This is a genomic window from Novosphingobium rosa NBRC 15208, assembly GCF_001598555.1.
Taxonomy (GTDB): domain Bacteria; phylum Pseudomonadota; class Alphaproteobacteria; order Sphingomonadales; family Sphingomonadaceae; genus Novosphingobium; species Novosphingobium rosa.
Map to the genome: position 1 here is coordinate 70,091 of NZ_BCZE01000034.1, position 25,907 is coordinate 95,997.

Sequence of the window (25,907 nt, forward strand, 5' to 3'; positions counted from 1 at the left end):
GCGGAAACGCGATGTTGCGCCCGGATCTTCGTCAGAAAATGGGTTGTTCAATACTACTGATATGTCGCACACTAAATGGAAAATTTTTATAATGCTCGGTTGATATGCGCGGCGTTCTCTGTTGGAACGAGCGTTTATCCAATCGCGAGGCGTTCTAGACCAGAAGAACCCTCAGGTCAGAGACGGCTGCTGCGATGATCCGGGTGAAGTCTTTGTCGCTGGTGATCACCACGTAATTTCGTTCGAGGGCCTGAGCCGCAATCCAGAGATCATTTTCGTCGATCTGCAGCAATTGGCCGCTCACGCGGTCGCTCCAGCCCTCGACCCAGCGCGGGATGCGCTTGCGAATGTCAACGCGGGCCATGGCGATGCGCGATTTGACCTCGGCGAAAGCTTCGGCAGTATGACGCGAGACCTCGGCGAGCGGATGTTCTTCGGCCTTTTCGAGGCATGCCTCGATATGGGCGAGTGGTCGGCCGCAGGCCCTGGAAAGAGCAAGGCCGAAACGCAATTCGCCAACCGTGACCACCGACACCAACTGAACCGAACGCTGATCAAGCGAGGCCACCGCCTGCCTCACGGCATCATGGCTCGGACGATGGGCATCGTAGAGCACCGATACCAAATTTGTGTCGAGCAGATAGCTGTCCATTTAATGGATATACTGTCTGAGATGCTGAACCTCGTCTTCGGGGGCAGGCGAGAAGACCTCCAGGGCCCACGATCCCAGATTTTCACGCACCAGTTTGCCTGTATATTCGTGAAGAGGGATATAGGCGGTGAAATCCTCGGGAATCCATCCCTTGAAGGCGTGGTCGAGCCGTCTATCTTGCTCATAGCCCCGGAAAAATTCCAGCAACCGTCTCTCAAGCCGAGGAGAAAGATCATAGGCCTTGAGCACGGCTGCATCGACATCGACCAGCAGAGCCGCAAGCTGGTCGTCAGCGCCCACTGGCTGTAGGGCGTAGCCGCGGATCTGATCCCTGGCGGTATGATAGCGACGAAGTGCATCGAGAATGGGAGGAATGCGTTCCAGGCGCGGCAGTGGCAGCTGTTTGAGCAATTCATTGGTGAAATGCTGGTTGGAAGCGTGCTCGGTCAGAAAGGCATTTGTAAGTGGCCCGTTGATGATCGCCTCGAGCGCCTCGACCGGAAGCGCCTCGCTTGTCGACCAGATACCGAAAAATGCCTGTGAAGGCACAAGGCCGCTGCGGTCGAACGCCGCAGCAATGCGCCATGGGCCGCGCGAAAGGCGCGCAACATTGGTCAGAACCTTGGGCTCTTTCCATGGCCGGGTAAGAGGTCCCGGAAACATGGCATCTTCCGGTCTCATATTGACATAGCTTGTGTTCTGCAGGCTGAACTGACTGAGGGATGTTGCCGGCTTGAAGACGCCCGGGACGAACATCTCCCTGGGTGTTGGCGACAGCCCGTCACCCTGTTTCCACCATTTGAGCCCACGATACACGTCCGCAACCTGTCCCAGACGGGGATACCGACCGAGCTGTTCCCAGATCTCATCGAGCTGGCCGATCCAGAGATCGCCGTTCGTCACGACCTTGGTACGTCGGCGCTCCGCTGTTATCCGGCCCGTAGCGAGAAAGGAGAGCCTGTCGCGATCTTCGACCACAATGGTACGCAGTTCGGAGGGAAGATCGGCTGCCGTTTCATCGCGCGGATCGGCCGCAATGATGACGGCGGCCTCAAAGCCCGCGCGCTGGAAGATACGATCAGGCAGCGAGGTGAGCTCGACCTTCTGATAGAGATCTGCGACCCGCTGACGCAGTTCGCTATATTGGTGCTGCCTCAAGATACCTTGTGGCAGGACGAATCCAAAAGCTTCTGGCCTGGCGTCGAGCACCGTCTGAAGAACCGCCATCGGCTTGGAAAAGGAGCGTCCCGCCATGGCGGGATAGGCTTGCCGTTCGTCGCTGTCGAACTCCTCCCATGGTGGGTTGCACAGCACGATTTTCTTGCCTTCGACCGCTGTTGCAAGAGCTTGCTCAAGAAACAGGTCCTGCGGTTTGATCTTCCAGCCGTTGGCATTGGGATAGTCGGCCAGGATCAGAGAGAGTGTCGCAACCTCGCAGGCGAAGCTGTCGATTTCCGCGCCGCCGATCCGGGACACCAGGAAATCGTGCCGCTCAGCGCTGGTGCAATCTCCCGGCAATTGATCGCGCAAATGACGCAATGCGGCGACAAGGAAGGTGCCCGCCCCGGCAAAGGGCTCGAAGATACTGACTTCTTGCGCGTCATAGCGGTTGAGATCGAGCTGGTTGACGACATATTCAGCCACCTGACGCGGCGTGCTGTGGGTCCCGAACCGACGCCGAGTATCGGCGGTCACCAGAGTATTCTCATACACAAAGGCGAGACTGTCGGATGAGATATTGCGGAAATTGATCGAACCGCGCATCCAGGACCACGCCAGTTCCATCACTTCATCGGGCAGGACAGCGCCGCTGGCTTGGCCCAGATGATGTAGGTTGTAATAGGCCTCGATCCCATCGAGCACCTCTCGGACGGGCGCAACTGTCCAAGCCGCAGCATCGGGATGGCGGCGATCGGCCAAGATTTTAGCGGCCAAAAGGCGAAAGGTCGTGCGAAAAACCGCTTCCTCGCCAGCACCATCGTCCACCGCCGCAAGCAGATGGCGCACGACACGATCGAGCAATACATCGAGCTTGAGTTCGACTTCACGCTCGATCGCCGGCATCAGGCCCAGATCGACAAAGTCGAGCTGATAGGCCGCCTGATTCTGGCCCAACGACTTGGCGCGGTGAACCGCCAGCGGACTCCACTGCGGTGCATTGCGGGCAAAAAGCTCAGGAATGAGATCGAGGGCAACACGTTCGATCAGTCTCGGCCTGCCTTCAGCTCCAACCCGCCAGACCCCAATGTCCGCCGATCCGATCGAAAAGAGGATTGGCGCGCCCAGTGCCCGCCGCGACGCGACGGCCATTTCGTCATGGCCCCCGGCGATGACCCCGAAGGCTGCCGAGCGATAGGACTCCGGGATCTGGGTGAAAGCAGCGAGCTCCACCAGCCGGTCATCCCCAGCGGGCGTCAGCACGTCCGCGAAGCTGTAATCGGCGATGATCGCTTCGGGACGATATCCCAATTGGAGCAGACCGTCCTGAATTTGAGCGAGGGCGTTCACGAGCGACCTCCCTCAACACGGACAGGCAGTGGCTCCGCTTCCCCGTTGGCAGCCTCGCTCCGGCGCAGGCCGATAGCCGGGAAAAGTGGCAGTTGGGCGATCGGCTCGGTCACACCGAAGCCTTGGGACAGAGCTTCAAGATGACTGTTGAGGCGTAGCAGGATCGCATCTTCCTCCTCGGGAAGGGCCTCATAGGGAGCCAGGAGCATACAGCGTTCCAGTCCCAGAATGACCAGTGTCGAGCCCCAGAGCCCGGGAAAAGAACGCCCATCGAGCAGTTTTCTGGCCTGGAGCAAAAGATCGCGATGAACCTGGAGTTCAACATGAAAGCGGCTGCGCAGCACAACAGCAAGGCGCAGCAGCAACACGCTCTGCCAGCCGAACAGGGCCTGCTGTCCTTGCCTGGGGGCTGGGACATCGGGCTGGATAAGCGCGCGGCGCACGGTCCATTCACGCAGCTGGTCTGCCGAAAGACCCGTTATAGCCAGCACATCTCGCGATTTGATGAAACGCACGATCACTCTCAAGATTGGGCGCCATGCCCGATCTGAGGTTGGGTATCATGCCCGAACTTGAAGGTAAAGGCGGTGTACACGGCGCTACCGAACCTTCTCGCCCCTGTAACACTCCTATAGTGCGCTGATTGTCGTATCCCCTAAGGGAGCTAAGGGTCATCTCGCCTTGGGCCGATCGCCCAGATCGCACCTGTACGTGATATCCTAAGTCGGACACCTTTTCCCCCACGATGGAAATGACCTCTCTCGACTGGCTTACGGCGGAGGACTGCCCTTGGCGGTTGCTCGAGATATATCCATTCCTGTGCAGGGCAGGCTTGTACCCCTCGATGATTTTCCTGTTCAGGAAAGCCTGCTCATGACTAAGCTCCCCAGATGATGAACCTGCCTGATTCCGTTAATGAGTGTGGCCCCCGATGCGGCTGCGACAAGGTTGATCCAGGCAGCGAGATCTGTGGAAATTGTTGGCGGTTGGGCTCCGCAGGGCTTGCCATCCTCGTCCTTGCGGCGGTGGGTGTTGCGTCTGGCCAGACGCTCTCAATCTATGACCCAACGGAAAATACCTTTCCCAGACTGGTTGGCTTGTTGCTCCTGCTGACTATCGCTCTTTGCGTTTGCCAGTGGATGTGGCGCCTTCACGAGGGCAATTTCAAGACCCGATGGTGGAATGTTGGATCTGTTCCCGAGGAGCCGAGCTGGGAAGATGTCCGGAGGATGACGATGGGCTGTATCGAGTTCGATCCTGTAAAATTCGAGAAGGCTGAGCGACAGCATCAGATCGCATATCGATCAATTTTGCTCTTGATCGGCTTCCTTATTGTCGGAGGAACCACCCTTTCTGGCCTCGCAGTGATAGCTCAGGACCGAATTCTCCCATTCCTGTTCACCGGATACGTCAAGCCGGACATTGGCGCCGACGAAGCCGGTATGGTCATGAACGTCTCCGGCAATCTGACAGCATTTCTCGCTCTGATCGCGGCGGCGATTTCAATCTATTTTACGCACCGGCAACTCCAGGCAAAGGTCAAGGCAGACAGTCGACAGGCATGGATCGACAAGTTGCGAGCCCGGATTGCGCGGGCAATCGCTCTGGCTGACGCGATGCGCTATGATCCTGGAGCACCGGATAAGCCCGATCTGGCCAAAGAACTGATCGATGTACGATTGGAGATGGAGCTCATGCTCAATCCCAACGAGAAAGATCATCGACTGTTGATTTTTCTCGTTCAAAAGCTGGCATTTTTCGAAGAGCACGAAAACAACAAATATGGCGGTTTTGATAAAATCAGGGATGTCGAGAATCTTAAAGAGGTGATTGAAAATTCCGATGGCTATGATGCGGGGAAATGGGGTGATATATTGAAGCCTATTCCTGCCAGATTTTCGATACCGCAAGAGAAGCGTGCCAAAAGCTACAGTGATCTGATCGGATATGCCGTGCGGCTCGCCCATGTCGTGCTCAAACGTGAATGGGAACGCGTCAAATCAACACGATGATTTAAATCAAACCAAACAATACGCGTCGGGCTGACGTCCAGCCTTTTTCCAAAGCCCCATGGTAAACGCTCGGATAGCGTAGCATGACCGGAGCAGAGATCTGGGTTCCGATACGCGCGCTGGTCGAGTTCGATCGTGCTTTGGTTGTCTGATTGCTCCGCTGGATGGGAGCGGTGAATTTCGGATCTCTTTCATGATCGTCCTCGCCCGTCTTTCCACAGCATTGGCTCGCAAGATCCTTCAAAAATTGCCTCGAGTAAAGGGTGTGATATCCTCGCATAAAGAGTTGAACCGGCTGCTGGGGGAATGACGTGATGGAACTCAAAGCTGACAAGCCGGGGAAGGGTGGGTCATCCTCTGGCGCGCCGGCCGCTCTCGCCGGATTTGCCTATCAGCTCAATGTATCGATCTTTGTCGCGCTCGACCTGCTTCTTATCCAGAAATCCGCACGCGTCGTGACTCTCGAGCCTGCCAACAGCGAGGACATCGAGAGCATCCTCGATGAAGGGCAACCCGACACGACCGAAGCCCATAGCACGATGAGCGAAGGCTATAATCTGATTATCCAGGTCAAACGCAGGAGCGGTGAGCCCTGGCGGCCCGCGGATTTCATCAGGTTGCTCAACCACGGTAAAAGCCGGGATTCCGCGCGCAAAACCCTCGAGCTGCAACGCAATCGCTATCTGTTGATCACCACCGCCGCTGTGAGAGGCACCCTGAGGTCCTTGCGGATCGAGGATTTCGGGGCTTGGCCTGAACCAGGATCTCTGGAGGGCGACCTCATCTCGGCACTTGGTGACAGCGTTGATACCCGTGTCGCGATCTGGGAAAGCCTGAGTGACTACGTTCTCGATCACAAGATCGGGGATATTTTCACAAAATTGCGCGTGCCGTATGCTCGATGGGATGACTGCAAACGCGCATTGCGCGAGGAGGCCTCCTCTCGGATGCAAGGCACTGGCGCGGGGCGCTGGTTGCGGTCTGAAATGGAAACCCTTATCCGCGCCTTTGGCGGGTTTCTGGCAAGTTCACCGCTGCTCGAACACTATGTGCGACCTGGAAATTGGAGCGAGCTTACCGCAAAGCTCGAACAATCCAATGCCCTCCTGATCAAGGGGCCCTCAGGCACGGGAAAGACCGTCACAGCCCTGGCACTGTGCGAATGGGCCCGCGAAAGAAATCCTCGCCTTGCAATCGATACAAGTAGTGACATCAACCGTTTGAGCCCGTTCAACCTTTCAGGGCCGACATTGTTTTATGTTGACGATCCCTGGGGGCAATCGACACTTCGCCCCGGATCGGAGACCTTCGGCAGACAGGCCCAGGCCGCCTTTTCCGATGCGCGCCCCGACTGCCGTTACATCGTCACAAGCAGAACCGACATGCTGAAACTGGGGGAAGCCGAAGCAGCGCTGGATGACTGGTCGGTCACGCTTGACGAGGGGGACTATGAAGAAGGCCAGCTTGCGGCGATCTACGATCGCCACCTCAACGCCCTGGCCGTGCAACATCAGGAGGACGCCTATAAGTTTCGCCCAACCGCACTATCCAGGCTCAAGACGCCCTTCGAGGTGAAGCGGTTTTTCAGCGAGGTCTCCAAAGGCCCAGGAGCAAAGCAGAGCGCCTGGCAGCATATGTCGAATGCGATCGACCTTGCTCACCGCGATGCGGTCGAAGGCGTCGTGATCAGCGATCTGCGGCAAGACAGGTATGGATGGACGCCCATCCTCTGGGCCCTGTTCAGGGTTCGCGGTGGCATGCGCTATTCGACCCTGGTGCAAATCCAGCATGTTATGCGCCGAACGCAAACAAGGTGGAGCGAAGGGCTGGCACCGCTGGTGAATTTTCTCGTGTCCGCCCAGCATCTGCGCCAGCTCGAGGATGTCGTGAGTTTCGCGCATCCATCTGTTCGCAATGCCTTTGAAAGGCACATGCAGATCGATCCTGCCAGAGCTGTAGGTGCTGTGGAGGCCCTGGTCGAGGCTCTCACCAACCTTAAGGGCGATCTGGCTTCCTGGGGCGCTGAAACTGCCGCTCTGATGGCGCGCCTGGCGACATCGCAGTTCCACGAAGACTTCATGTGCCCCGAGCGCGCCCAGTCGATTATCGACAGCTGGCTGACGGAGGGCTTGATCGACCCCACGTCGCGCTTTGAGGATCTGCTTTCGCTTACAGCTGACGTCAGCAGTGCTGGACTCCCAGTTGGCAATCTGGCGCGATGGCTGGTCAAAGGTTTCCAGACCGGGGGTCACATCTTTGATGACAACTGGAAGCGTCCGGATTTTCCGCAAAGCATGTTTGCCGCCATCGGTCATGACCATCAATGCCACCTTGTCTGCGATCGGTTCGTCCGCACAATTCTGCCAAACAGCAATGATCGCTATGGCGCCGATTTCGCTGCCGAGGTCGCTCCCTTTGGTGGAGACCTGGACGATGCCTTTCTCGACGCGGCCATGCAGGTTGCAAAGGGGTCGCACTATTCCAACGCTGAGACAATCGCCCGCGCCGCAAGCAAGGATCTCTTAAAATATGAACCGATCCTCGAACAGGCGCTGAGACACCTGCGGCCCGATGAACAGCAGGAAGCCAAGGATGCCGAAATATGGCTTCAGATCCAGAACCATGAACTCGATGAAGGAGCAGAGGATTGGTTCATTGACCGCGGCCAGGAAGATTTTGGTTCAGAGCAAATCGTCGCAACCTATGTCGAGCGTCTGAGGGAAAAGGGGCACTGGGAAGGTCTGGCGCGACATCCCGAGCATCGAGCGCTCTTTGCGTTCTGGGAGGGAGACGTCAGAGCAGACAAGGGACAAGTTTCTCTTGCCGAGCTCGAAGCCCTCATCGAACTGGGAAAGCTGGCAGGACGTGAGGAGGATGCATGGCGTGCGGCTCAAGCCCACTGGCAGGATGACCTTGGCGTCCTCCTGCTCGCTCGACTGGCGGCAGGGGAGCTGGATTATGGGCTTAATGCAGCCTTTGCCACCTGTCTGATCAAAGTGGCGCAGGATCGTATTCCGGACGCTCTGGCTGCAGTGGGCCCTGGGCCAGCAGATCGCCTCTGCTTCATCCTCCATCTATCCAGGGCGATTGACCGAAATGCCGAGCATGGGCAGCGCGCAACTGCTGTCCTATCCGAAACCTTGTCACCAGATGAGCTGGAATTCTTCCGCCTGACACCATTCATGCCGCAAGAAGGGGCCAATCTGAGCCAAGCAGCTCTGGCGCTGCTTGATGCAGCCGTGCCAGAAGCGTCCGCCGCACTGATCGAGCAGATCGCACGAATTCAATATGCTTGCGGCCATTTGCCGAATGAAACGTTACGCGCAGCTCTCGATCGGGCAACCGCGCCGGAAGCTGCGGAACAGGCAGTTCAAATGGCCGCGCATGTTGGAGCCTGGGATATTGTCGAGGCAGCTCTATCCAGCCGCTATGCGGATGCGCGGCAGGCAGCCCTTGAAGCCCTGGCGCCGACGGCTCCAACCCCACTGCCATCTGAGTTGCTGGCTCTGGCCCAGGACAAGGGGAGCCGGGTTCGACGAAGCCTTGTCGATTTGCTCTCCACGCGCCCGGATCCAGCGCATGGCGATGTGCTCTGGTCCTTGATCCACGATCAATGGTCGGCCTCCGACCCCCGTCATGATGAGCCGCCAAGCTTTCCCATTGCGCGCGAGGCGATTGCTGGCCTGACCGGATATGGCTTGCTTGACGAGGGTCGAGCCCTTGCCTTGATCGAAGAAGGCATGGTCACAAAAGATCCCGAACTCAGAGGCGTTGCTTTTCGTTCTGCAGCCAGATTTGGCCCGGTGGCCGCTCGCTGTCAGCTCGAAGCGATTGCCTCACGCGAGAGCCTTGATTGGTTCACCATTGAGGCCATCGATGCGCTGAGCGCCGCGCCTTTCCTCGAACCAGAGATCCTCGCGAAGCTTGAGCCCGAACGTCTTTCAGGGGGCCATGCGGTGCTGCTCGCTTCTCGAGCTGTTCTTCTTGCGCGACATGGTGATCTCGACCAGGTCGATCAGGTTTTCACGAAGATCGCTGCGCACACGAATTTGCGGGCACTACTCCTGCTCGGCAGTGTGGGGCTCGCAGAGCGCGATCGCGCCCTGGCCGACCGTCTCCTAACCCTCTTGCCGCCCGATCACCCCTGCACGATGATTTTCACGATCGATGACGACCACCTCTTGCCCGCCGATTGCCTTGATGACCTTGGACGTGTCCGCATCAGGGCGGAAGTCTCGCATTGGCTCGCGGCCGGGATGATCGGGGCAGATGGCAAGAAACGCCGCCTCGCCGGCACCCGCATGCGTTTCGATAAATGGTGGTGATGCCGGTCTCACCGGGCTTAGAGGCTGTTTGGAAATTCGGCGCAGCCGAATTTGCGGCACCAGCCCTCTCCCCCTCCCGGCCACCCACAGGATACTTGCCGCAGGTGGCCGGGAGGGGGAGAGGACCGGTGCCGCGCTAAAAATGCGCTTTTGCGCATTTTCCAAACGGGCTCTTAGCCATCCTTCGTTTCATCTCGGCTTTCGCGAGGCCCTGGCTCAAGCCTCTCCAGACCCGCCTCGATCTGCGCCTTTGCTCTTGCCATAAGAGGCGGAGAGCCCTCACTCAGAACATTGAGCAGTAATTGCTTCTCCTTGAGGTAATAGCGTGCAAAACTGGTCCCTTGTTCCGTGATCGTCGCGGTATTGGAGATGATGTCGGCAAGCTTGATGGTCTTGGCCTGCGCAGAAGCCTGGGCAATATGGTCACGATCAAGAGTCTTGCGGTGAGCCCGATTGCCATCCTCCGGTTTGCTGACGTCTGTCACCCAGGCCACCAACTCCGCCACCTCAAAGCCGAAAAGTTGGCCGATCTCCTCAATGGTGGCTGCGGTGTCTTCGACAGCATCATGGAGCAGGGCCGCTGCAATCATTGCCGGCGTGCCACCCGCGCTTGCCACCAACCGCGCGACCTCCAGGCAATGGAGGATATAGGGTTCACCGGTGTATTTGCGCTTCTGCCCTTCATGCATCCGCGATGCATAGGATGCCGCTCTCAGAATAAGATCCAGAGAGTAGGTCTCGGAATGGCTTTTCGCGTCGATCACGTGTCTCGCTCTGCTCAATCCATAGGACTGTGGCAAGTCTGCTTGGGATCAGAGCCTGTCCAATTTTTTGGGGCGGATCGGTCTGTGGCCCTCGCGCGGCGCTGCGCGCCGCGCGACCGCGCTCTAGGTGAAGGCGCCGTGAGCGGCGCCTTCACCCGGGGCCGCGATGCTCGCGTCCCCGCCTTGCGGTGACGATCGCTGGGCCGCAGGGTTCGAGGTAAGGGTAAAGGCGATAGGGAGAGAATGGGGCGGGGGCAGCGTGTGGATCTGCCCCCGCAAGGATCAGCCGTTGAGCTTGTCCTTCACCGCCTTGGCGACCGTGAAGGTCAGCTTCTTGGCAGCGGCGATCTGGATGGTCTCGCCCGTCGAGGGATTGCGGCCTTCGCGCGCCGGCGTGTCCTTGACCTTGAACTTGCCGAAGCCGTTGAGCGAGACTTCTTCGCCCTTGGCTGCGGCATCGCCGATCTCGGCAAAAATAGCATCGACGAGCTTGCGGGCATCGGTCTTGGTCAGGCCATGGTCGGAAGCCAGGCGCTCGGCCAGATCACTGTTGTTCATTGCAGGTTACTCCAGACATTGTTTGGCACGGACTATCCATGCCGCGCTTATGGGGATGATCTATAGGGTTGGGTGCCGCCCGTCCAAGCCGTTTTGCTTCTGGCCCGAGCGAATAAGACAAAGGCTGGCTCACAGGAGCCAGCCTCGCCTTGATGACGTGACGCTGATCAGGCGGCGTTCGGGCTCACCACCTCAGTGATGGGAGGCTTCTCTTGCACTGCTTTGTCGTCAGCAGCCTTGGCGGCAGCCGGAGCCTTGGCCTTCGCGACCTTCGGGGTGGTTGCAGCCTTCGCAGTCTTCTCGATGGCAGGCTTGTCACCGGCCGGCTTGGCCTTGGGGGCCGGCTTGGCGGCTTTGGGAGCCACAGGGGCCTTGTCTTCGCTCACCTTTGCTGTCGGTGCGGCCGGGGTGGCTTTAGCCTGGGTAGGGGCCTTCGCCTTGGCCGGGGCCTTTGGCTTTGCAGGCGCTTTGGGCTTGGCGGCCGGCTTTGCCTTGGCACCGGGCGCTGGAGCGGCCGTGGTCTCGGCGACCGGCGTGGTGGTCGCAGCTTCCTTCGCAGGCTTGGCCTTGGCAGCCGCAGCAGGCTTTTTCACGGCGGTCGCAGCTTTGGCCGGCTTCTTGGCCGGTGTTGCGGCAGCCACCGGACTCACCTCTTCGGTCGCCTTGGGCTTGCGGCCAAGCCCGAGCGTCTGGGCGACATTGCGGCGATGTTCGGAATAGGCAGGAGCAACCATCGGATAGTCCGAACGCAGGCCGTAGCGCGCGCGATAGGCGTCCGGCGTCAGGCCATGCAAGCTCAGGTGACGCTTGAGCGTCTTGTAGGCCTTGCCATCGATCAGGCTGATGATGTGATCCGGCGATGCCGTGCTCTTCTTGACCGAGACGGCAGGCGTATAGGTCTGCTCCTCAACGGGTGCAGGCGTCGCCGGTGCGGCCAGAGCCTCGCGCGTGCTGGCGATCAGGCCGGCGAGCTGGTCACTGGGCACGGTGTTGTTGGCCAGATAGGCGCTGAGCAGCTGGACCGTGAGATCCGTGACGTCGCGGTTGGTATCTTCGGACATTGTTCTGTTCCTTGGTTTCGACCCATCTGCGAGCTATAACTGCACGATGATTTGGTTCTTGTGAACTGAAATCGTGCCTCTGTAGGATCGAATTGGTAAATTCAGGCTGAACGACTGCTTCGCGCCATCTGCGCATAGGGACTTTTTATAGACAATAGCCTTGCACAAGCTCGTGAAATGTCGTCTCTCTGCATGGCTCCCTGTGAGTGCCGGTTCGTCTGCCACCGATCCTCCCGCACGACGGGCCGGTTTTCTCCGCAAATTCTCTGTTTCCTTTGCACCGGCCTTGAGCGGGATAGTCTTCAAGGTACCTTACTGGGTTTCTGAGGTGTGAACATGAAGAGGAGAAGGGAGGCGAAGAGCGATCCAATTCGCTCGAGGTGCTTTCATGCTCTTTGCTCTTTTTATAAATCTGTTCGATGACCACTGCCATGCGGGCGCCTGATCTGGCGCTTGTCGCAGCCAGGCTGGTCCACAAGCTCGGTGGCACCTGGCGCGGTGATAACGGCATGTGTCTGTGTCCTGCCCATGCCGACCGGAACCCAAGTCTTTCCGTCCGGCTCGGTGATCGCGCTCTGCTCTTCACTTGCTTTGCCGGTTGCGACCGACGCGACATCATCCGCGCCATTGTGCAGTTTGACAGGCGGGCCATGGCATCGCTCGAGGCGCCTGCGCCTATCGCAAGACAGTCGGCGAGCGTGGACGCCTGGCTGCGGCAGCGTGCCCGCGAGCTCTGGGAAAAAAGCCGGCCTATCGCCGGCACGCAGGCAGCGGCCTATCTCGCCAGGCGCTCGCTGGTCTCCCTGCCGTCGGTGTTGCGCTTCTGCGGGGCCACGCCTTTAGGGCAGGGAAAGGATCTTCGCTATCGGCCGGCCATGATTGCCGCCGTGCAGGATGGGTCTGGCCTGCTCGGCGTTCAGCGGACCTTTCTTGAATGGGGCCAGCCGCGCCGCGCCCGCGATCTGGGCAATTCGCGTCGGATGCTTGGGCGCCCTTATGGCGGTGCGGTGATGTTGGCCGAAGCTGGCCCGGTGCTGGGGCTCGCGGAAGGGACAGAAACGGCCATGTCCGCGATGGCAATCCTGGGCTTGCCGGTCTGGGCCACGCTTGGAGCCAGGCGTCTTTGCGCGATCGCTCTGCCATCCATCGTCGAGCGCATTGTCCTGCTGCCTGATCACGATGCCGCCGGTCAGGTTGGCGCGGCCAAGGCTGTGGATGCCTACGCGAGGTTGGGGCTGCGGGTGGATGTGCTTTGGCCGCCTGCGGGCTTCAAGGACTGGAACGATGTCCTGCGCAAGGGAGAGAAGGGGGGAGGGATGGGCGGCGCCAGGTGGACCGAATGGTTGGCCCGCTGCCGCCAGGAGATACAATCCTATGTCTGATCTTCCCATTCTTGTTGCCGCTTCGGCTCTTGAAAAGTCGCCCGCCAATGTTCGCAAGACGAGCGATCCGCAGGCCGATGCGCGGCTCGAGGCCAATATCGCCGATCGCGGCATCATCCAGAACCTCGTGGGCGTGCCGGTCGCGCGCAAGAAGGGCCAGTATCGCATTACGGCGGGCGGGCGCCGGCTCGATGCCGTTCATCGTCTGATCGCCGCGGGCACTTTGCCGGATGATTACGTTGTCCCCGTGCTGGTCCTCAAGAACGCGAAGGATGCCGTCGAGATCAGCCTCTCGGAAAACTTCTTCCGTCTCGATATGAACCCGGCGCAGGCCTGCCGTGCCTTTCGCGATGTGATCGAGATCGAAGGCAAGAAGCCGGCCGATGTCGCCAAACGCTTCGGGGTTACCGAGCGCTTTGTGCTTGGGCGGTTGCGGCTTGCAAGTCTGGCAGAGCCGATCTTCGATGCGCTCGAAGCCGGAAAAATCACGCTCGATGTTGCCAAGGCCTATGCATCCACCTCGGACACGGCCCGGCAGGTCGCGGTCTATGACATCATGACGCGCGGCTATTTCCAGGACAATGTCAATGAGATCAGGCGTCAGCTCGCGGCCCACAGCTATCGGGGCAATGATCCCCAGGCCCTGTTGGTGGGGCGCGAGGCCTATCTGGCAGCCGGCGGCCGCATTGACGAGGACCTCTTCTCTGACGAAGGCACGCAGCGCTGGCTCGACACGCAGATCGTCGATGAACTCGCCACCGCCCGTATGGCCGAAGCGGCCGAAGCCCTGCGCCAGCGCGATGGTTTTGGCGAGGTTCGGCCCATTGTCGCTGCCCGGGTGCCCTATCATGCCACGCTGGGCTTCGAGCGTTTGCGCGGGGAAGTCCCTGAGCTCACCGAGGAGCAGGCAGCGCGTAAGGAAGAGCTCGAAGCCGAGATTGAGCGTTGGAATGACGCTGTGGACTCGGGCAATTTCGAGGCGCTGGGCGATGATGAAGAGCGCATCGAGGCCCTTGAGAAGGAGCTGAGTGATCTGACGGACCGCTGTGAGATCCTGGCAGACGATCAGAAAGGGCAGGCGCTGGCCTATCTTGTCATCGGTGAGGACGGCGTTCCCTGTGTCCACGAGACCTTCTACGCCGTGCCGGTCGAGACCGCCGAGGATGGCGACGCTGTTGATGAGAATGGCGATGGCGATGAGGGCGATGGGCAGGCGGACGATTTCGTCGAGCCGGATGACAGTGACGAGCGCCCGGCACTGAATCAGCGCTTGATCGAGAGGCTTGCGATGATGAAAACCGAACTGCTCGCGCTTCATGTGGCAAGCGATCCGGCCTTCGCGCTGGATCTGGCCACCTTCATCCTCGCCGACACCTCCAGTCATCAGTTTCCGAGGGCTCCGAGCGAACTGCGTGGCCCCACGCCTGCCCGCCTGATCCACGGCTTTGAAAGTGGGACACCGGCAGCCGACCAATGGGACAGGCTGGCGGAAGGGTTGGACCGTAGCTGGCAAGAGCACAGGCAACTGATCGAGCGCTACGATGCTTTCCTTGCTCTGCCCGATGCGGCGCGCAGCACCTGGCTGGGCTGGGCCATTGCCCGTACGCTCCAGGCCGTGCCGCATGGTCGTCAGGAAGCCTCCTTCCTCGATCATCTGGGCGTGCAGCTGGACATCGATGTTGCGGCCTGGTGGCGTCCGACCGCGCTCACTTATTTCGACAAGATCTCGAAGGCAGCGCTGCTCGATCTCTTCGAGGAGATCGGCGGCGCGGATCTGAAATCCCGTTATGCCGGGTCGAAAAAGCACGATCTGGCGGCTGCCGCCGAGCGCCTCTTTGCCGGCGATGTGCTGGTCGAGGCCGAGGTGAAGGACAAGGCCCTCATCTGGCTCCCCGAGCCGATGCGTTTCGATCACAGCGCGCCTGCCGGAAGCGAGGGTGCCGCTCTCGCGGACGAGCCGCTCGAAGAGGTGAGCGCCGAGGACGGCGAGACCGCGCCCCTCTCTGCCGCCGCCTGAGCTCTGAGGATCCTGACAGGCGGGCGCCTATGCGGCGCCCGCCTGCTTTTTGTACGAGGTTTTCCATGACGGTTGCTCAACTGGCCTTGCGTCCCGATGAGGGGCACGCAAGGCGGCTCCATGATGTCGCCTGCTTCCTGCGCACCCGCCTCAACGCTGGCGCGCTCAGCCGCCAGGCGCTCAAGCGCGCGATGAAAGAGACCTTTGGCGCGGATGACAGCTCCGGCCTCTGGTCGATGCGCGACGCTTACAATGCCCTCGAGGCTGCGCAGGCGATGGTGCTGTCCGCGCAAGATTGTCCGCTCCTCAAGGGTGACACGCCGGAGAAGGTCCTGCCCCGGCTGCTCGATCTCGAAGGCGCTTTGCCGACCCAGACCTACCGCAGTGAGGGCCAGGTCGAGATGCAGCAATTCAGCACGCCGCTTGTGCTGTCATGGCTTGTCGGGCTCGCGGCAGCCTGCCGGCCTGGCGACGTTGTGCTCGAACCCTCGGCAGGAACCGGCATGCTGGCGGCCCATGCCAGGCGGGCCGGTGCGCGCCTATTGCTCAATGAGCGCGATCCCGCACGGGCGGATCTGTGCGCGCAAATCTTCGGCCAGGGCGTCACGCTCTACGATGCGGAACATGTCGATGATCTGCTCGCCGCCAATGAAGAGCCGGACATCGTTTTGATCAACCCGCCTTTCGGTCGCAGCGAGGGGCGCGGGAAAGATCGCCATGCCGGCGCGCGTCATCTCGCCGCTGCCTTGCGCCGTCTGGCGCCGGGCGGTCGCTGCGTCGCCATCATGCCTTCCAGCTTTTCGGCTGACGGGACCGGTGCTGCCGGTTACGCTGCCGTCGCTGACACCTGCCAACCGCGCGTCGCAATCACCATTCTCTCCAGCCCCTATGCCAAGCACGGGACCTCGATCGATGTCCGCCTGGTCATCTTCGACAAAGGCTGGAGCGGGCGCACACAAAACCAGATCGCCCCCGATATCAGGGCTGCCCTGCCTCTCGTTCTGGCGCTGCCGCAGCGGTTGGGACCGGAGGGTACGCCGCCGCCATCAGTGCCGGCTGTTCGCCCACTTCCACGCCTGCGCGCAGGAGGCGTCATAGCGAAGGTCCCGACGCGTAAGCCGGCGGCACCTTTGCGGATCGCGGCATCCGGCCAGGAGCCCGATTTGGTGACCTATCGGGTGAGGGAAGAACCGCTCCCTCCCGGCGAGCAGGTTGGAATCTATTCGGCGTGGCGGCTCGCCCGGATCGAGATCGAGGGTGCGCGGCGCCATCCTGACGATCTGGTCGAGTCCCTGGCCATGGCCTCGGTCGTGCCGCCGGCACCGACCTACCAGCCATTGTTGCAGCGGCGGGCCATTGACGCCCTGTCCGAAGCGCAACTTGAGACGATCATCCATGCAGGCGAGGCATTCAGCCGCGATCTGACCGGCCTGTTTACGCCCAATCTTGCCGGTGATCGCCTGCTTGAGGATTTTCAGGGCAAACCTTACCGCACGGGCTATTTCATTGCTGACGGCACCGGCGTCGGCAAAGGGCGCGAGGCCTCGGCGATCATCCTCGATCAGTGGAACCGTGGGCGGCGCAGGGCGATCTGGATTTCCATGGCCGATCTCATTGAGGACGCCCGGCGGGACTGGGTGGCCCTTGGTGGGCTCGCCATCGATGTCCAGCCCATCGCCAACTTCCCTCTGGGCAGCCCGATCACCATGGACAGCGGCATCGTCTTTTTGACCTATGCCGGTCTGCGCACGGCCCGCCACGACAGCGCGTCGCGTCTCCGGCAATTGCTCGATTGGGCGGGCGGAGATTTCGAGGGCCTGCTGGTCTTCGACGAAAGCCATGCGATGGCCCATGCAGCAGGCACGGAGAACGACTATGGCAAGGCTCAGGGCTCTGAGCAGGGGCTGGCCGGTGTCCGCTTGCAGAATGCGCTGCCGCGTGCCCGCGTGCTTTATATGTCGGCGACCGGGGCCGCCAAGCCCGAGAGCCTGTCCTATGCGCTTCGCCTCGGGCTCTGGGGCCCGGGCACGGCCTTTGGCACCCGCGACATGTTCATGGCGGCGATGGAAGAGGGCGGTATTGCGGCGCTCGAGGTCATCTGCCGCGATTTGAAGGCGCTGGGCCTCTATACCGCCCGGGCGCTGAGCTATGCCGATGTCGAATACGACCCGCTCGAACACGAACTGACCCCCGAGCAGATCGCGACCTATGATGCCTATGCCGATGCCTGGGCGATCATTCATCGCGGCTTGCAGGATGTGCTTGCCAAGACCGGTATCGTCGATCGCATATCCGGCAGGTCCCAGAATGCCAGAGCCAAGGGATCTGCCCTGAGCGCTTTTGAATCGGCCAAGCTGCGGTTCTTCTCCGCCGTGCTGGTGGGCATGAAAGTGCCCGCGCTGATCGAGGCGATCGAAATGGAACTGGCAGCCGGCCATGCGGTGCTGGTTCAGCTTGCGACCACGGGCGAGGCCATTCTTGACCGGCGGCTTGCCGCGCTTTCAGCAGAAGAGCGGGCACAGCTTGATGTCGAACTCTCGCCGATCGAGACGATGACCGACTACCTCAACAACGCTTTCCCGGTACGGCAGATGCGGGTCTTTCGCGGCGACGATGGTGCCCTCCGCGCCGAGCCCATGAGCGATGGCGATGGCAATCCGGTGCTGAGCCGGGAGGCATTGGCGGCCCGCGATGAAATGATCGAAAGCCTCTGTTCGCTCCCGGTCATCCCGACCGCTCTTGATGCCCTGCTCGCCCATTTCGGGCCCGACAAGCTTGCAGAAATCACCGGCCGCTCGCGCCGCATTGTGCGCGATGCGTCCGGCAGGCAGAAGCTGGAGCGACGCAGCGCGCGTGCAAACGTCTATGAAACGCAGGCCTTTATGGATGGGAGGAAACCCGTCGGGGCCTTTTCGCTGGCGGGCACGACGGGCCGCTCCATGCATGCGGAAAAGAACAGCCTGAGCGCCCATATGAGGCGCATCCATTTTCTGCTCGAATTGGGTTTCCGCATCTTTGCCGCGGTGCAAGGGTTCGGGCGAAGCCACCGCACCAATCAGGCCAGCGCGCCAGTCTACCGGCCAATCACCACAAATTGCAGGGGCGAGCGCCGTTTCCTGAGCACGATCATCCGCGGCCTCGAAGCGCTGGGCGCCCTGACCCGTGGCCAGCGGCAGACCGGCTCGCAAAATCTCTTCGATCCTTCCGACAATCTGGAAAGCGACTATGCCCGCGATGCGCTTCATGAATGGTTTGGTCTGCTCTATCGGGGCAAGTTGCGCAGCGTGTCACTGGCCGCTTTCCAGGCGATGACGGGTCTCGAGCTCTGCGATGAGGGCGGGGCACTCCTCGAACGCCTGCCTCCCATCCACCGGTGGCTCAACCGTATCCTTGCCCTGCGGATTGCCACCCAGAACATGATTTTCGAGGAATTCCTCGGCCTGGTCGAGGATCGCATCGAAGCCGCGCGCGCGGCCGGAACGCTTGATCTGGGTATCGAGACGATCCGGGTGAAGCAGGCAAAAGTGCTCTCCGACCGGATCTTGCGTCGGGACCCGGCCACCGGTGCTGAAACCCGTCTCATGCGGCTGGAACTGCACCGCCGCCCCAGCGTGCTGGCCTGGGCCGGCCTTCAGCTCGAGATCAAGGGTGCCAGCGAGGCCATGCCGATGCGAAACGCACGATCCGGCCGGGTCGCCATGCGGCTCCCAACCTGGCCGGGCCAGAATGATGAGGGAGAACGGATCGAGCGCTGCCAGCTTCTGCGCCCGACCGGTTCACTCCGGGTCGATGTGGCCTCGCTTGCGACGTCGCATTGGGAGCCGGTCGATGCCGGTGCCTTTGAGGCATTGTGGAGCGCAGAGGTTGCCGAGGCGGAAGCCAGGCTCGAGGTCGATACGGTCACCATGGCGACAGGCGTGCTGCTGCCCGTGTGGAACCGGCTGCCCGACAGCGACGTGCGGGTCTGGCGCATCGACGATGGCGCCGGTGTTCCGATCCTCGGCCGCATCATCCCCTCTTACGCCTATGATGCGCTCGAGCGCGAGTTCGGTCTCGAAACCAACGACCGCCTCAGCGTTCAGGAGATGATCGCAGGGGCGAGCGCGCCCGAGGGTGTGGCCATTCCCGGTCTCAAGCCGGCCAGGCTGGCCTCCGCCTTCGTCAACGACAGCCGGCGTCTGGAAATTCGCGACTTTCCGCCTGAGGACCGGCTCTGGCTCAAGTCCTGCGGGGCGTTCAGCGAGGTCATCCGATTTAAGACAAGGCTCTTTCTCCCCCATGAGCGGGCTGCCGAGATTTTGACACAGATACTCGAGGTCCGTGCCTAGGGGCCAGCCAAAGGAGGGAAGGGGGGAGGGAGGGGCGGTGGCAAGGCGGATGGTGACCTTGCCCCGTCCTATCGGGAGACAGCAAATGGCAAGTTCTGCCCCTGCAAACCAGACCTCGTCGTCGCACCAGCCCTGGAGCATCGATGTCAATCGTGGCCAGCGCAGCACGCGGGTATCGTCAGAATGGTTCTCGCGGCCTGATGATGAAAAATTCCTCTCGCTGCGGGATCTCTATGGCAGCGTCCGCGCTCGCGCGGATTGTGCTACCACGCGGATCGTCGAAAGCCGCAACATTCGCGTCGAAGCAAGAAGCGACAATCCCGAACGCCTGATGCTGATCGCTCCGGGTGACGAGCGCGGGATCGCCCCGACGAACTGGTCTTTCGGGCAACTGGCCAGCCTGGTCGGTGCCCCAGCCTCCTATCTCCGAAACCTTCCCGCTGCGCTGGCCGGGATCAATCTCCAGCACGGGCTTATCTCGCACCGCGGCGAACAGGTCAAATTGCTGCAGACCGAAAGCGGCCGTACCGAGCTGCGCGCGGCCACCGGCCCTGATTACGGTCGCATCTGGGATCACGAGCTGGTGAGCGCGGTGATGAACTTTGCCGGTGACGGCACAGGCGACACGCGCTGGAAAGTGCCGGGTACCATCGACTGGGGCTCGATGCGCTACAACCCCAATGTCGACATCACCAAGGAGACCACCACGCTTTACGCCTCCGATCGCGACGTCTTCCTGTTTCTGGTGGATGATCGCAACCCTATTGTGGCGGGGCACCTCCCGAACGGCGAGCCCGACATCTATTTCCGCGGATTTTATTGCTGGAATTCAGAGGTGGGCTCCAAGACGCTGGGCATCGCGACCTTCTATCTGCGCGGCGTTTGCGCCAATCGCTGCCTCTGGGGCGTCGAGAATTTCGAGGAGGTCAACATCCGCCACTCGAAATTCGCGGCCGCCCGCTTCGCCCATCAGGCCGCGCCGGCGCTGGAGCACTTTGCCGAGAGTTCACCGCAGCGTTTTATCACCGGTGTCAAGACTGCGCGCGAGCGGATCGTGGCGCGCAAGGATGAGGACCGCGAGGACTTCCTGAGAAAGCGGGGCTTTTCCAGGGCAGAAACGTCCAAGATTATCGAGACCGTGCTGGTTGAGGAAGGCCACCCGCCGGAATCCCTGTACGATTTTGTGCAGGGCATCACGGCTCATGCGCGCACCAAGACCCATCAGGAGGCCCGCCTCGAGCTTGAGGGCAAGGCCCGCAGGCTACTCGAACGAGTGAACTGAACCCCGCTTCCACCGCCTTTTCAACCCACTCGATGGCCGCTTCGGTTCCCGCCGGAGCGGCCATAGTCATGTCTGAAGGATATGTCCGATGTCCACATCTCCTCATAATCCCCTGAAAACCTTCCTTGTTGAAGTGTCGTTTTTCAGCGGCAATGACCGATATGGTCGCGAGAATTACACGATCGATGCCGGAAACTGGTATCATGCAGAGCAGGCCGCGCTGCAGATGTCTGTTGAGAGCCCCTATGACGACGCCCGGATTCCGGACCTTCGCCGGGAGGCAGTAGCGCGAGAAGCCTGACGTCACGGTTGGCAGTAGCGCCTTAAGCTCGCTCCAGCCGCCATTGCCCTCGGCAAATGGGTCCAGTCGTTGAACCCGTCCTGTCTCCATCTGCCGAGGGCATTGAAGCTTCTTGTATGGCCGAACTTGATGTCCGGCCTCGGTTGGGAGATCCCGTCATGATCGACCATTTGCTCAGATCCCTTGTGGAACTGCTCGCCCGCGCCCGTCGTGCCCTCCAGGCCCATTCGTCATCTCCTGTCTCCTCCCGCAAGATGCTGCTCGCCGAGCTTGCCGCTGCTGAGAAATCACTCGCGATGGGTGCTTTGCCCTGGCCCATAGCTGTCCATGTCGGCGTGATCGAGCACAACTTCGGAACGACGATCTATGTCGCTCAGGAATCCAAATCCCTAGCAGCCCAAATCGCGAACTTCTGCCGAGATTATTGGAGCGAGATCGAAGATGCCGAAGACGTAGGGCGGCTGGATGATGAAACGACGATCACGACTTATTTCGAGCGACATCATCGGGATACGATGACGCGAGAACCGATTACGCTCGAGCCTTCGGTCAATGTCTGGGCAAGCGATTCCCTCCATCACCTGGAACGCGGCCGGTACTGCGTCCTATCGACAGCCCATATCACGATGAGCACTGTCAATCTGATCAGCCATTGGTCGTATTGGCCACCGAGTTCGAGGCCAATGGATATCGCAGGCTCGGTCCATGGCTGGTTTGTGCCCACGGGCATGCCAGAAAGCCCGTTTGCCGAGCAACTGCCGGAGGATTTGGCCGCGCTCATGGCCTTCGGGCGGGATGGTGGTTTCGACTACGTCCTGCTCGATTGCGACGGCGATACCGCCGATGACCTCAAGGTCCACAATTGGTGAGGCCTCGATCCCGCTTGGCGGGCCGGCGCCCTGTCATTGATGAAAGGAGGCCGTGATGGCCGAATATATCCATCCCACGGTGGTCACGCCACCCTTGCCTGCCGACGCAATCAGCCTCCTTGAGGTGCTGGTGCTCACCCAGATGTATGATTGGGAGCATCGGGGCGATCGGCTCTATTTCTTCAACAAAACAGGGCGCCCGTCTGCCATCGAGTTGCAGGTAGCGGAAATCGCTAACCTGATCGAGGCCGCTCCTGAGGATGCTGGTCGCCTGCCCGACTTCTTGAGGACGCTCCTCGCCAACCTCAAACCGGAAGACACGGTCTTTGAGGTCGAAGTGACCGAAGGCCTTGATGTGAGGATCTTCCAGGATATCCTTAGGCGTTGCAAAGATATTGACCATATCATGGTTACGTCCGCCTGGACCTGCTCGCGCATGAAGGAGGATGGGTTCGGCGGCGCTGTGACGGTGATCACCGCCGATCAGGCGCTGACCAAAATGACAACCGATTTGGCAAGGTGTCTGTTCGAGCAAGCGACCCATGGCGATCTGGCGGCAACGCCGGACGCCGGGGAACATCGCGTGCTTGTGGATAAGTCTGGCCAAAAGCCCGACAAAAGCTGTGTTTCAAGAGCGGATAAGTTGGATAGGCCCAGATCATTGCGCTGCCCGGGATGTGGCACGAGCGATGTCCTTTGCGATGCATCCGCTCGCTGGGAAAACGACGAAAGGGGCTGGATTCTCGTGGACGTGTTCGAAGCCGCCTTTTGCGGCGGCTGCGAGGTGGATGTCGGTCACGAAGCAATTGTCTTAAAGCCGAATGGGGACCAGTCTGGTGACTGAGATTGAGCCCCCCTCTCTATCCCCTCTTCGTGAGCGCCTCGCCTCTTTCGACCATGCCTATGCCGTGGGCCTCTGGCACCGACACAATAGCTCGGCACCCGTCTACATCATTTGCACGGGTAATGAGATCCAGCCTTACCGGGTTTCCAGCAGACTTCCTGCCTTTCCCGAGCAATGGACGGCTCTGATCCTATGAACGCGTGGAAGATGGAACCGGATGCCCCGGTTGTCGCGGCATGGGGCATGGGCGTGGACAGCACTGCGATGATTATCGAGTGGGTCGCCAGACGCATGCGCCTTGATGTTGTCCTGACCGCAGACACGGGAGCCGAGCGTCCAGAGACCTACGAATTCCTGCCCGTTTTCCAGCGCTGGATGGATAGGCACGGGATCGAGCATCACGTCGTGCAGTATGAGCCGCAGCGCTTCAAACACTGGCCGCCCTACTTCACAATCCTGGAGAACTGCCTGACCAATGCGACTTTGCCCTCGGCCTCCTTCAACAGGAAGTCCTGCAGTGTAAAGTGGAAGATAGCGCCTCAAAACCGCTGGGTTGAGAATTGGCCATCTGCAAAAGCCGCCTGGGCAAGAGGCCGGAGAGTGACGAAGCTCATTGGCTACGATGCGTCTCCGGCAGACAGCCGACGGTATGCGCATCGCGTGGGCGTGGAAGACCCGCGCTACGATTTCCGCTATCCCTTGCGGGAATGGGGCTGGGATCGCGAGGCCTGCGCTCAACGCGTTCGGGCCGAGGGCCTCCCGGTGCCGGTCAAGTCAAGTTGCTTTATCTGCGCGGCGATGCGGCCGGAGGAGGTCGCATCGCTGCCGCACTGGGCTCTCCGGCTCATCGTTCTTCTTGAGGCGCGGGCAGCACCGCGACTTCGCAATGTTGAAGGCCTCTGGCGCAGGGCGACCCGCACACGGCCGGGCACCATGACGGCGTTCATTCGTGAGAGGGAGCTGCTGGCGCATGATGATATCGACGCCATTGCGACCGGAGCGCCGGTCGATCTGATAGAATTCCAGCAGGTCACCGCGCAAATCCCACTCCACGAGCGACCTGCGCTGCGCGAATGGATTGATCGGTTCAATGCCGGCGTGAGCGGAATCGAGATCTGACGAGACGCTTCCTGCTATTCGGGTTGGGACCTGCCACCGGCCACATGTCGGTCAATTTACCACGCGGGAAGCCGGTGATCGCGAGCTGGTCCATGGGCAGGGAGCGCAAACCAATTCCACGCTTTCCCCGGCTTGATGCTATGAGAAATTTGCACGTCAAGTCAGGTTTTCTCTTAAGAAAAACAACATCCTATTAATGGAGCAGATCTTGGCCCGTAGAACCACTTTCACCTATTCTCCGTGGCGCCATGGCGGATGGTATGTTCACGACGTCCGCTATCCCAATGGGGCGTGCGGCTGCGTCTCCCGAAACTACGAAGATCGCAAATGGCGCATCGTTTGTGATCCACGCCCATTCGACGAGCGCCCGACCTTCAAAACCCGCGATGAAGCGGCAAGGGCGGAGTGGGATCTGGCCAATGGGGAATGCCCTGCGAACGACGCCAGCCCCTCCTGAGCAAAATTCTGGGCCCTTGTATCAATCGTCTGCGAGCCGCCTCTAACGTTTCGACCATGACTTGCTTTGGTCTTGGCCGCTGGCTCCGGGACGACCTCTAGGCTCGACGATTGCGTCCGGTCTTTGGCTTGCGGGCATGATCCGCGCATACTGCAAGGTCTGCTGCTAACTGCTTGAGGCAGCGCTCGACGCCCACTCGTTGCAGTCCATCGAGGCGGTTATCCATGTGGAGCCACGAGACCCGCGACCGCAGCAGATTGGCGACGACTCGCAGCGTATGGGGATCAATCTCGGCCATGGCGCTTCCATATATATGATTTCGCGTTCTGCAGCGAGGAGGGAATGGACATCCCGCGCCTTCGGGCGCGGCGCGCTTCTTTCCCTCTCAATTATGCGACTTTCTGTGCTTGACGCTTATCCCGATGCGAGCCCTAATCGCCACCATGCGTTTGATAGACGACCTCGCGGCCAAGCGGTGCCTTTACCGACGTCCAATGCTCACCATGCCAGACGTGCTGGTTATAGATATCCCGGAGCGCTTTGCGGCCTCGACGCTCCCCCTTGGGCGGTATTATCCGATCCTTCTAGAAAACTCTCACGAATTGGCGGAGGCTGAGGGCTTCCTCGCCCGGCAGCGTCCGGAGTTGGTCTTGCCGGACCTTTTCGACCGCCGGCCCTCTGCCGCCCACAGCGCCTGTGTGATCGTTGCGCGGTACCGGCCACCTACCTCTGGGTGGCCGTGGCTCCTGGTCTGCCTTTGGCCTGCGGCCTATACCTGTATGGTTTCACCGGGGAGCGACCTCTTTGCCCGCGGCGCATACACGAGCGAGGTTTATGAGACCCGCGACGATATGATCGAAGGCGAAGCTCGACTTCGAGCGAGTTTCACGGACCAGCAGATCGCCCATGTGATCGGCCGACCGATCAATGCCGGGTCGGCATGAAACCTTGGGATAAACACTCAGTTTTGAGCCCGAGGAGGGGGCCTTTCCATTGCTACGAATCGCCGCATTTGGCATGGTGCCGCGGGCTTTTTGTGGGGCGAAGGGATCATTGATCCGATCCGTGATCCCCTGAAATACAGGGGATTGAGCACCATGTCCGGGGGAATGAGCCATTATCGCCGTTTGACCGGCACCTTGCGTATGAACGGCAGCAGCCCACTGCTTGAGGCTGAAGACAGCCTCTTTTTCCGCCTCACCACCAGTGAAAACCTCCGCGAGTTTGACGGCCTTCACGTTATTGTCGAAGGCAGTCTCGCCGGGACCGATCGCCTTCAGGTCGAGTGGATTGGACGCCAGGCGGTCTGACCACAGGCCAACGTGCCTTTGCAGTTTCTCTGACCTTGCGCGTGTCCTGAACCATCACACGATTAACGTGGCTTACCTTCGGCGGCAAAAATTGTCCCGCCGTTCGCTATTGGCTCGG

General features: G+C 60.4%; 18 protein-coding genes. 12 read left to right on the forward strand and 6 right to left on the reverse strand.

Features of this window, described 5'->3' with window-relative positions:
* Positions 1-154: 154 nt before the first annotated feature.
* The 3 genes from SR3_RS13870 to SR3_RS13880 are packed head-to-tail and all read right to left on the reverse strand — an operon-like array spanning position 155 to position 3,675.
* The gene (locus SR3_RS13870) at positions 155-652 is read right to left on the reverse strand and encodes a PIN domain-containing protein (RefSeq protein WP_068086976.1); all 498 of its coding nucleotides are present in this window, start codon (positions 650-652) and stop codon (positions 155-157) included.
* A complete protein-coding gene (locus SR3_RS13875; RefSeq protein WP_068086980.1) occupies positions 653-3,160 on the reverse strand; it encodes an N-6 DNA methylase in 2,508 nt (835 codons plus the stop codon).
* Positions 3,157-3,675: a hypothetical protein gene (locus tag SR3_RS13880; RefSeq protein ID WP_245653913.1), complete on the reverse strand. Its 519-nt coding sequence runs from the start codon at positions 3,673-3,675 to the stop codon at positions 3,157-3,159. Before SR3_RS13880 ends, SR3_RS13875 begins: the two co-directional genes overlap by 4 nt.
* Before the next feature lie 375 nt (positions 3,676-4,050).
* Here SR3_RS13880 and SR3_RS13885 point away from each other — a divergent pair, with 375 nt between their 5' ends.
* Positions 4,051-5,172 (forward strand): hypothetical protein, encoded by a 1,122-nt coding sequence (locus SR3_RS13885; RefSeq protein WP_157098843.1) that lies wholly within the window; start codon positions 4,051-4,053, stop codon positions 5,170-5,172.
* A gap of 314 nt (positions 5,173-5,486) precedes the next feature.
* On the forward strand, positions 5,487-9,497 hold the full coding sequence (locus SR3_RS13890) for an nSTAND3 domain-containing NTPase (RefSeq protein WP_068086985.1): 4,011 nt from the start codon (positions 5,487-5,489) through the stop codon (positions 9,495-9,497).
* A 173-nt stretch (positions 9,498-9,670) separates the two neighbouring features.
* On the opposite strand, the gene SR3_RS13895 is transcribed toward SR3_RS13890, so the two are convergent.
* The 3 genes from SR3_RS13895 to SR3_RS13905 form a co-directional block, all read right to left on the reverse strand.
* The gene (locus SR3_RS13895; protein WP_218018827.1) at positions 9,671-10,261 is read right to left on the reverse strand and encodes an HD domain-containing protein; all 591 of its coding nucleotides are present in this window, start codon (positions 10,259-10,261) and stop codon (positions 9,671-9,673) included.
* A 282-nt stretch (positions 10,262-10,543) separates the two neighbouring features.
* The gene (locus tag SR3_RS13900) at positions 10,544-10,819 is read right to left on the reverse strand and encodes an HU family DNA-binding protein (protein ID WP_068086988.1); all 276 of its coding nucleotides are present in this window, start codon (positions 10,817-10,819) and stop codon (positions 10,544-10,546) included.
* A 167-nt stretch (positions 10,820-10,986) separates the two neighbouring features.
* Entirely contained in the window at positions 10,987-11,880 is an 894-nt protein-coding gene (locus tag SR3_RS13905; protein WP_084455549.1) for a MucR family transcriptional regulator, read from the reverse strand.
* A 419-nt stretch (positions 11,881-12,299) separates the two neighbouring features.
* Between SR3_RS13905 and SR3_RS32190 the strand changes: the two genes are divergently transcribed.
* The 10 genes from SR3_RS32190 to SR3_RS32425 all read left to right on the forward strand — a co-directional run bounded on the left by SR3_RS32190 (position 12,300) and on the right by SR3_RS32425 (position 25,789).
* Positions 12,300-13,262, forward strand: coding sequence for a DUF7146 domain-containing protein (locus SR3_RS32190; protein ID WP_084455550.1), 963 nt, complete (start codon positions 12,300-12,302; stop codon positions 13,260-13,262).
* Positions 13,255-15,279, forward strand: a complete 2,025-nt coding sequence (locus tag SR3_RS13915; protein WP_245653914.1) for a ParB/RepB/Spo0J family partition protein — start codon at positions 13,255-13,257, stop codon at positions 15,277-15,279. The genes SR3_RS32190 and SR3_RS13915 overlap by 8 nt, the downstream gene beginning before the upstream one ends.
* A gap of 65 nt (positions 15,280-15,344) precedes the next feature.
* A complete protein-coding gene (locus SR3_RS13920; RefSeq protein ID WP_068086995.1) occupies positions 15,345-19,607 on the forward strand; it encodes a strawberry notch family protein in 4,263 nt (1,420 codons plus the stop codon).
* Between the two features lie 85 nt (positions 19,608-19,692).
* A complete protein-coding gene (locus SR3_RS13925; protein ID WP_068087000.1) occupies positions 19,693-20,889 on the forward strand; it encodes a hypothetical protein in 1,197 nt (398 codons plus the stop codon).
* An 88-nt stretch (positions 20,890-20,977) separates the two neighbouring features.
* Complete coding sequence (locus SR3_RS13930) at positions 20,978-21,190, forward strand: hypothetical protein (protein ID WP_068087004.1); 213 nt, start codon at positions 20,978-20,980, stop codon at positions 21,188-21,190.
* A 158-nt stretch (positions 21,191-21,348) separates the two neighbouring features.
* A complete protein-coding gene (locus tag SR3_RS13940) occupies positions 21,349-22,059 on the forward strand; it encodes a DUF5983 family protein (RefSeq protein ID WP_157098844.1) in 711 nt (236 codons plus the stop codon).
* Positions 22,060-22,114: 55 nt separating this feature from the next.
* Positions 22,115-22,903 (forward strand): hypothetical protein, encoded by a 789-nt coding sequence (locus SR3_RS31295; RefSeq protein ID WP_068087012.1) that lies wholly within the window; start codon positions 22,115-22,117, stop codon positions 22,901-22,903.
* Between the two features lie 207 nt (positions 22,904-23,110).
* On the forward strand, positions 23,111-24,022 hold the full coding sequence (locus tag SR3_RS13950; RefSeq protein ID WP_157098847.1) for an adenine nucleotide alpha hydrolase family protein: 912 nt from the start codon (positions 23,111-23,113) through the stop codon (positions 24,020-24,022).
* A 900-nt stretch (positions 24,023-24,922) separates the two neighbouring features.
* Positions 24,923-25,423, forward strand: a complete 501-nt coding sequence (locus SR3_RS32420) for a hypothetical protein (RefSeq protein WP_245653915.1) — start codon at positions 24,923-24,925, stop codon at positions 25,421-25,423.
* A 201-nt stretch (positions 25,424-25,624) separates the two neighbouring features.
* Positions 25,625-25,789: a DUF5818 domain-containing protein gene (locus SR3_RS32425; RefSeq protein WP_245653916.1), complete on the forward strand. Its 165-nt coding sequence runs from the start codon at positions 25,625-25,627 to the stop codon at positions 25,787-25,789.
* Positions 25,790-25,907 lie beyond the last annotated feature (118 nt).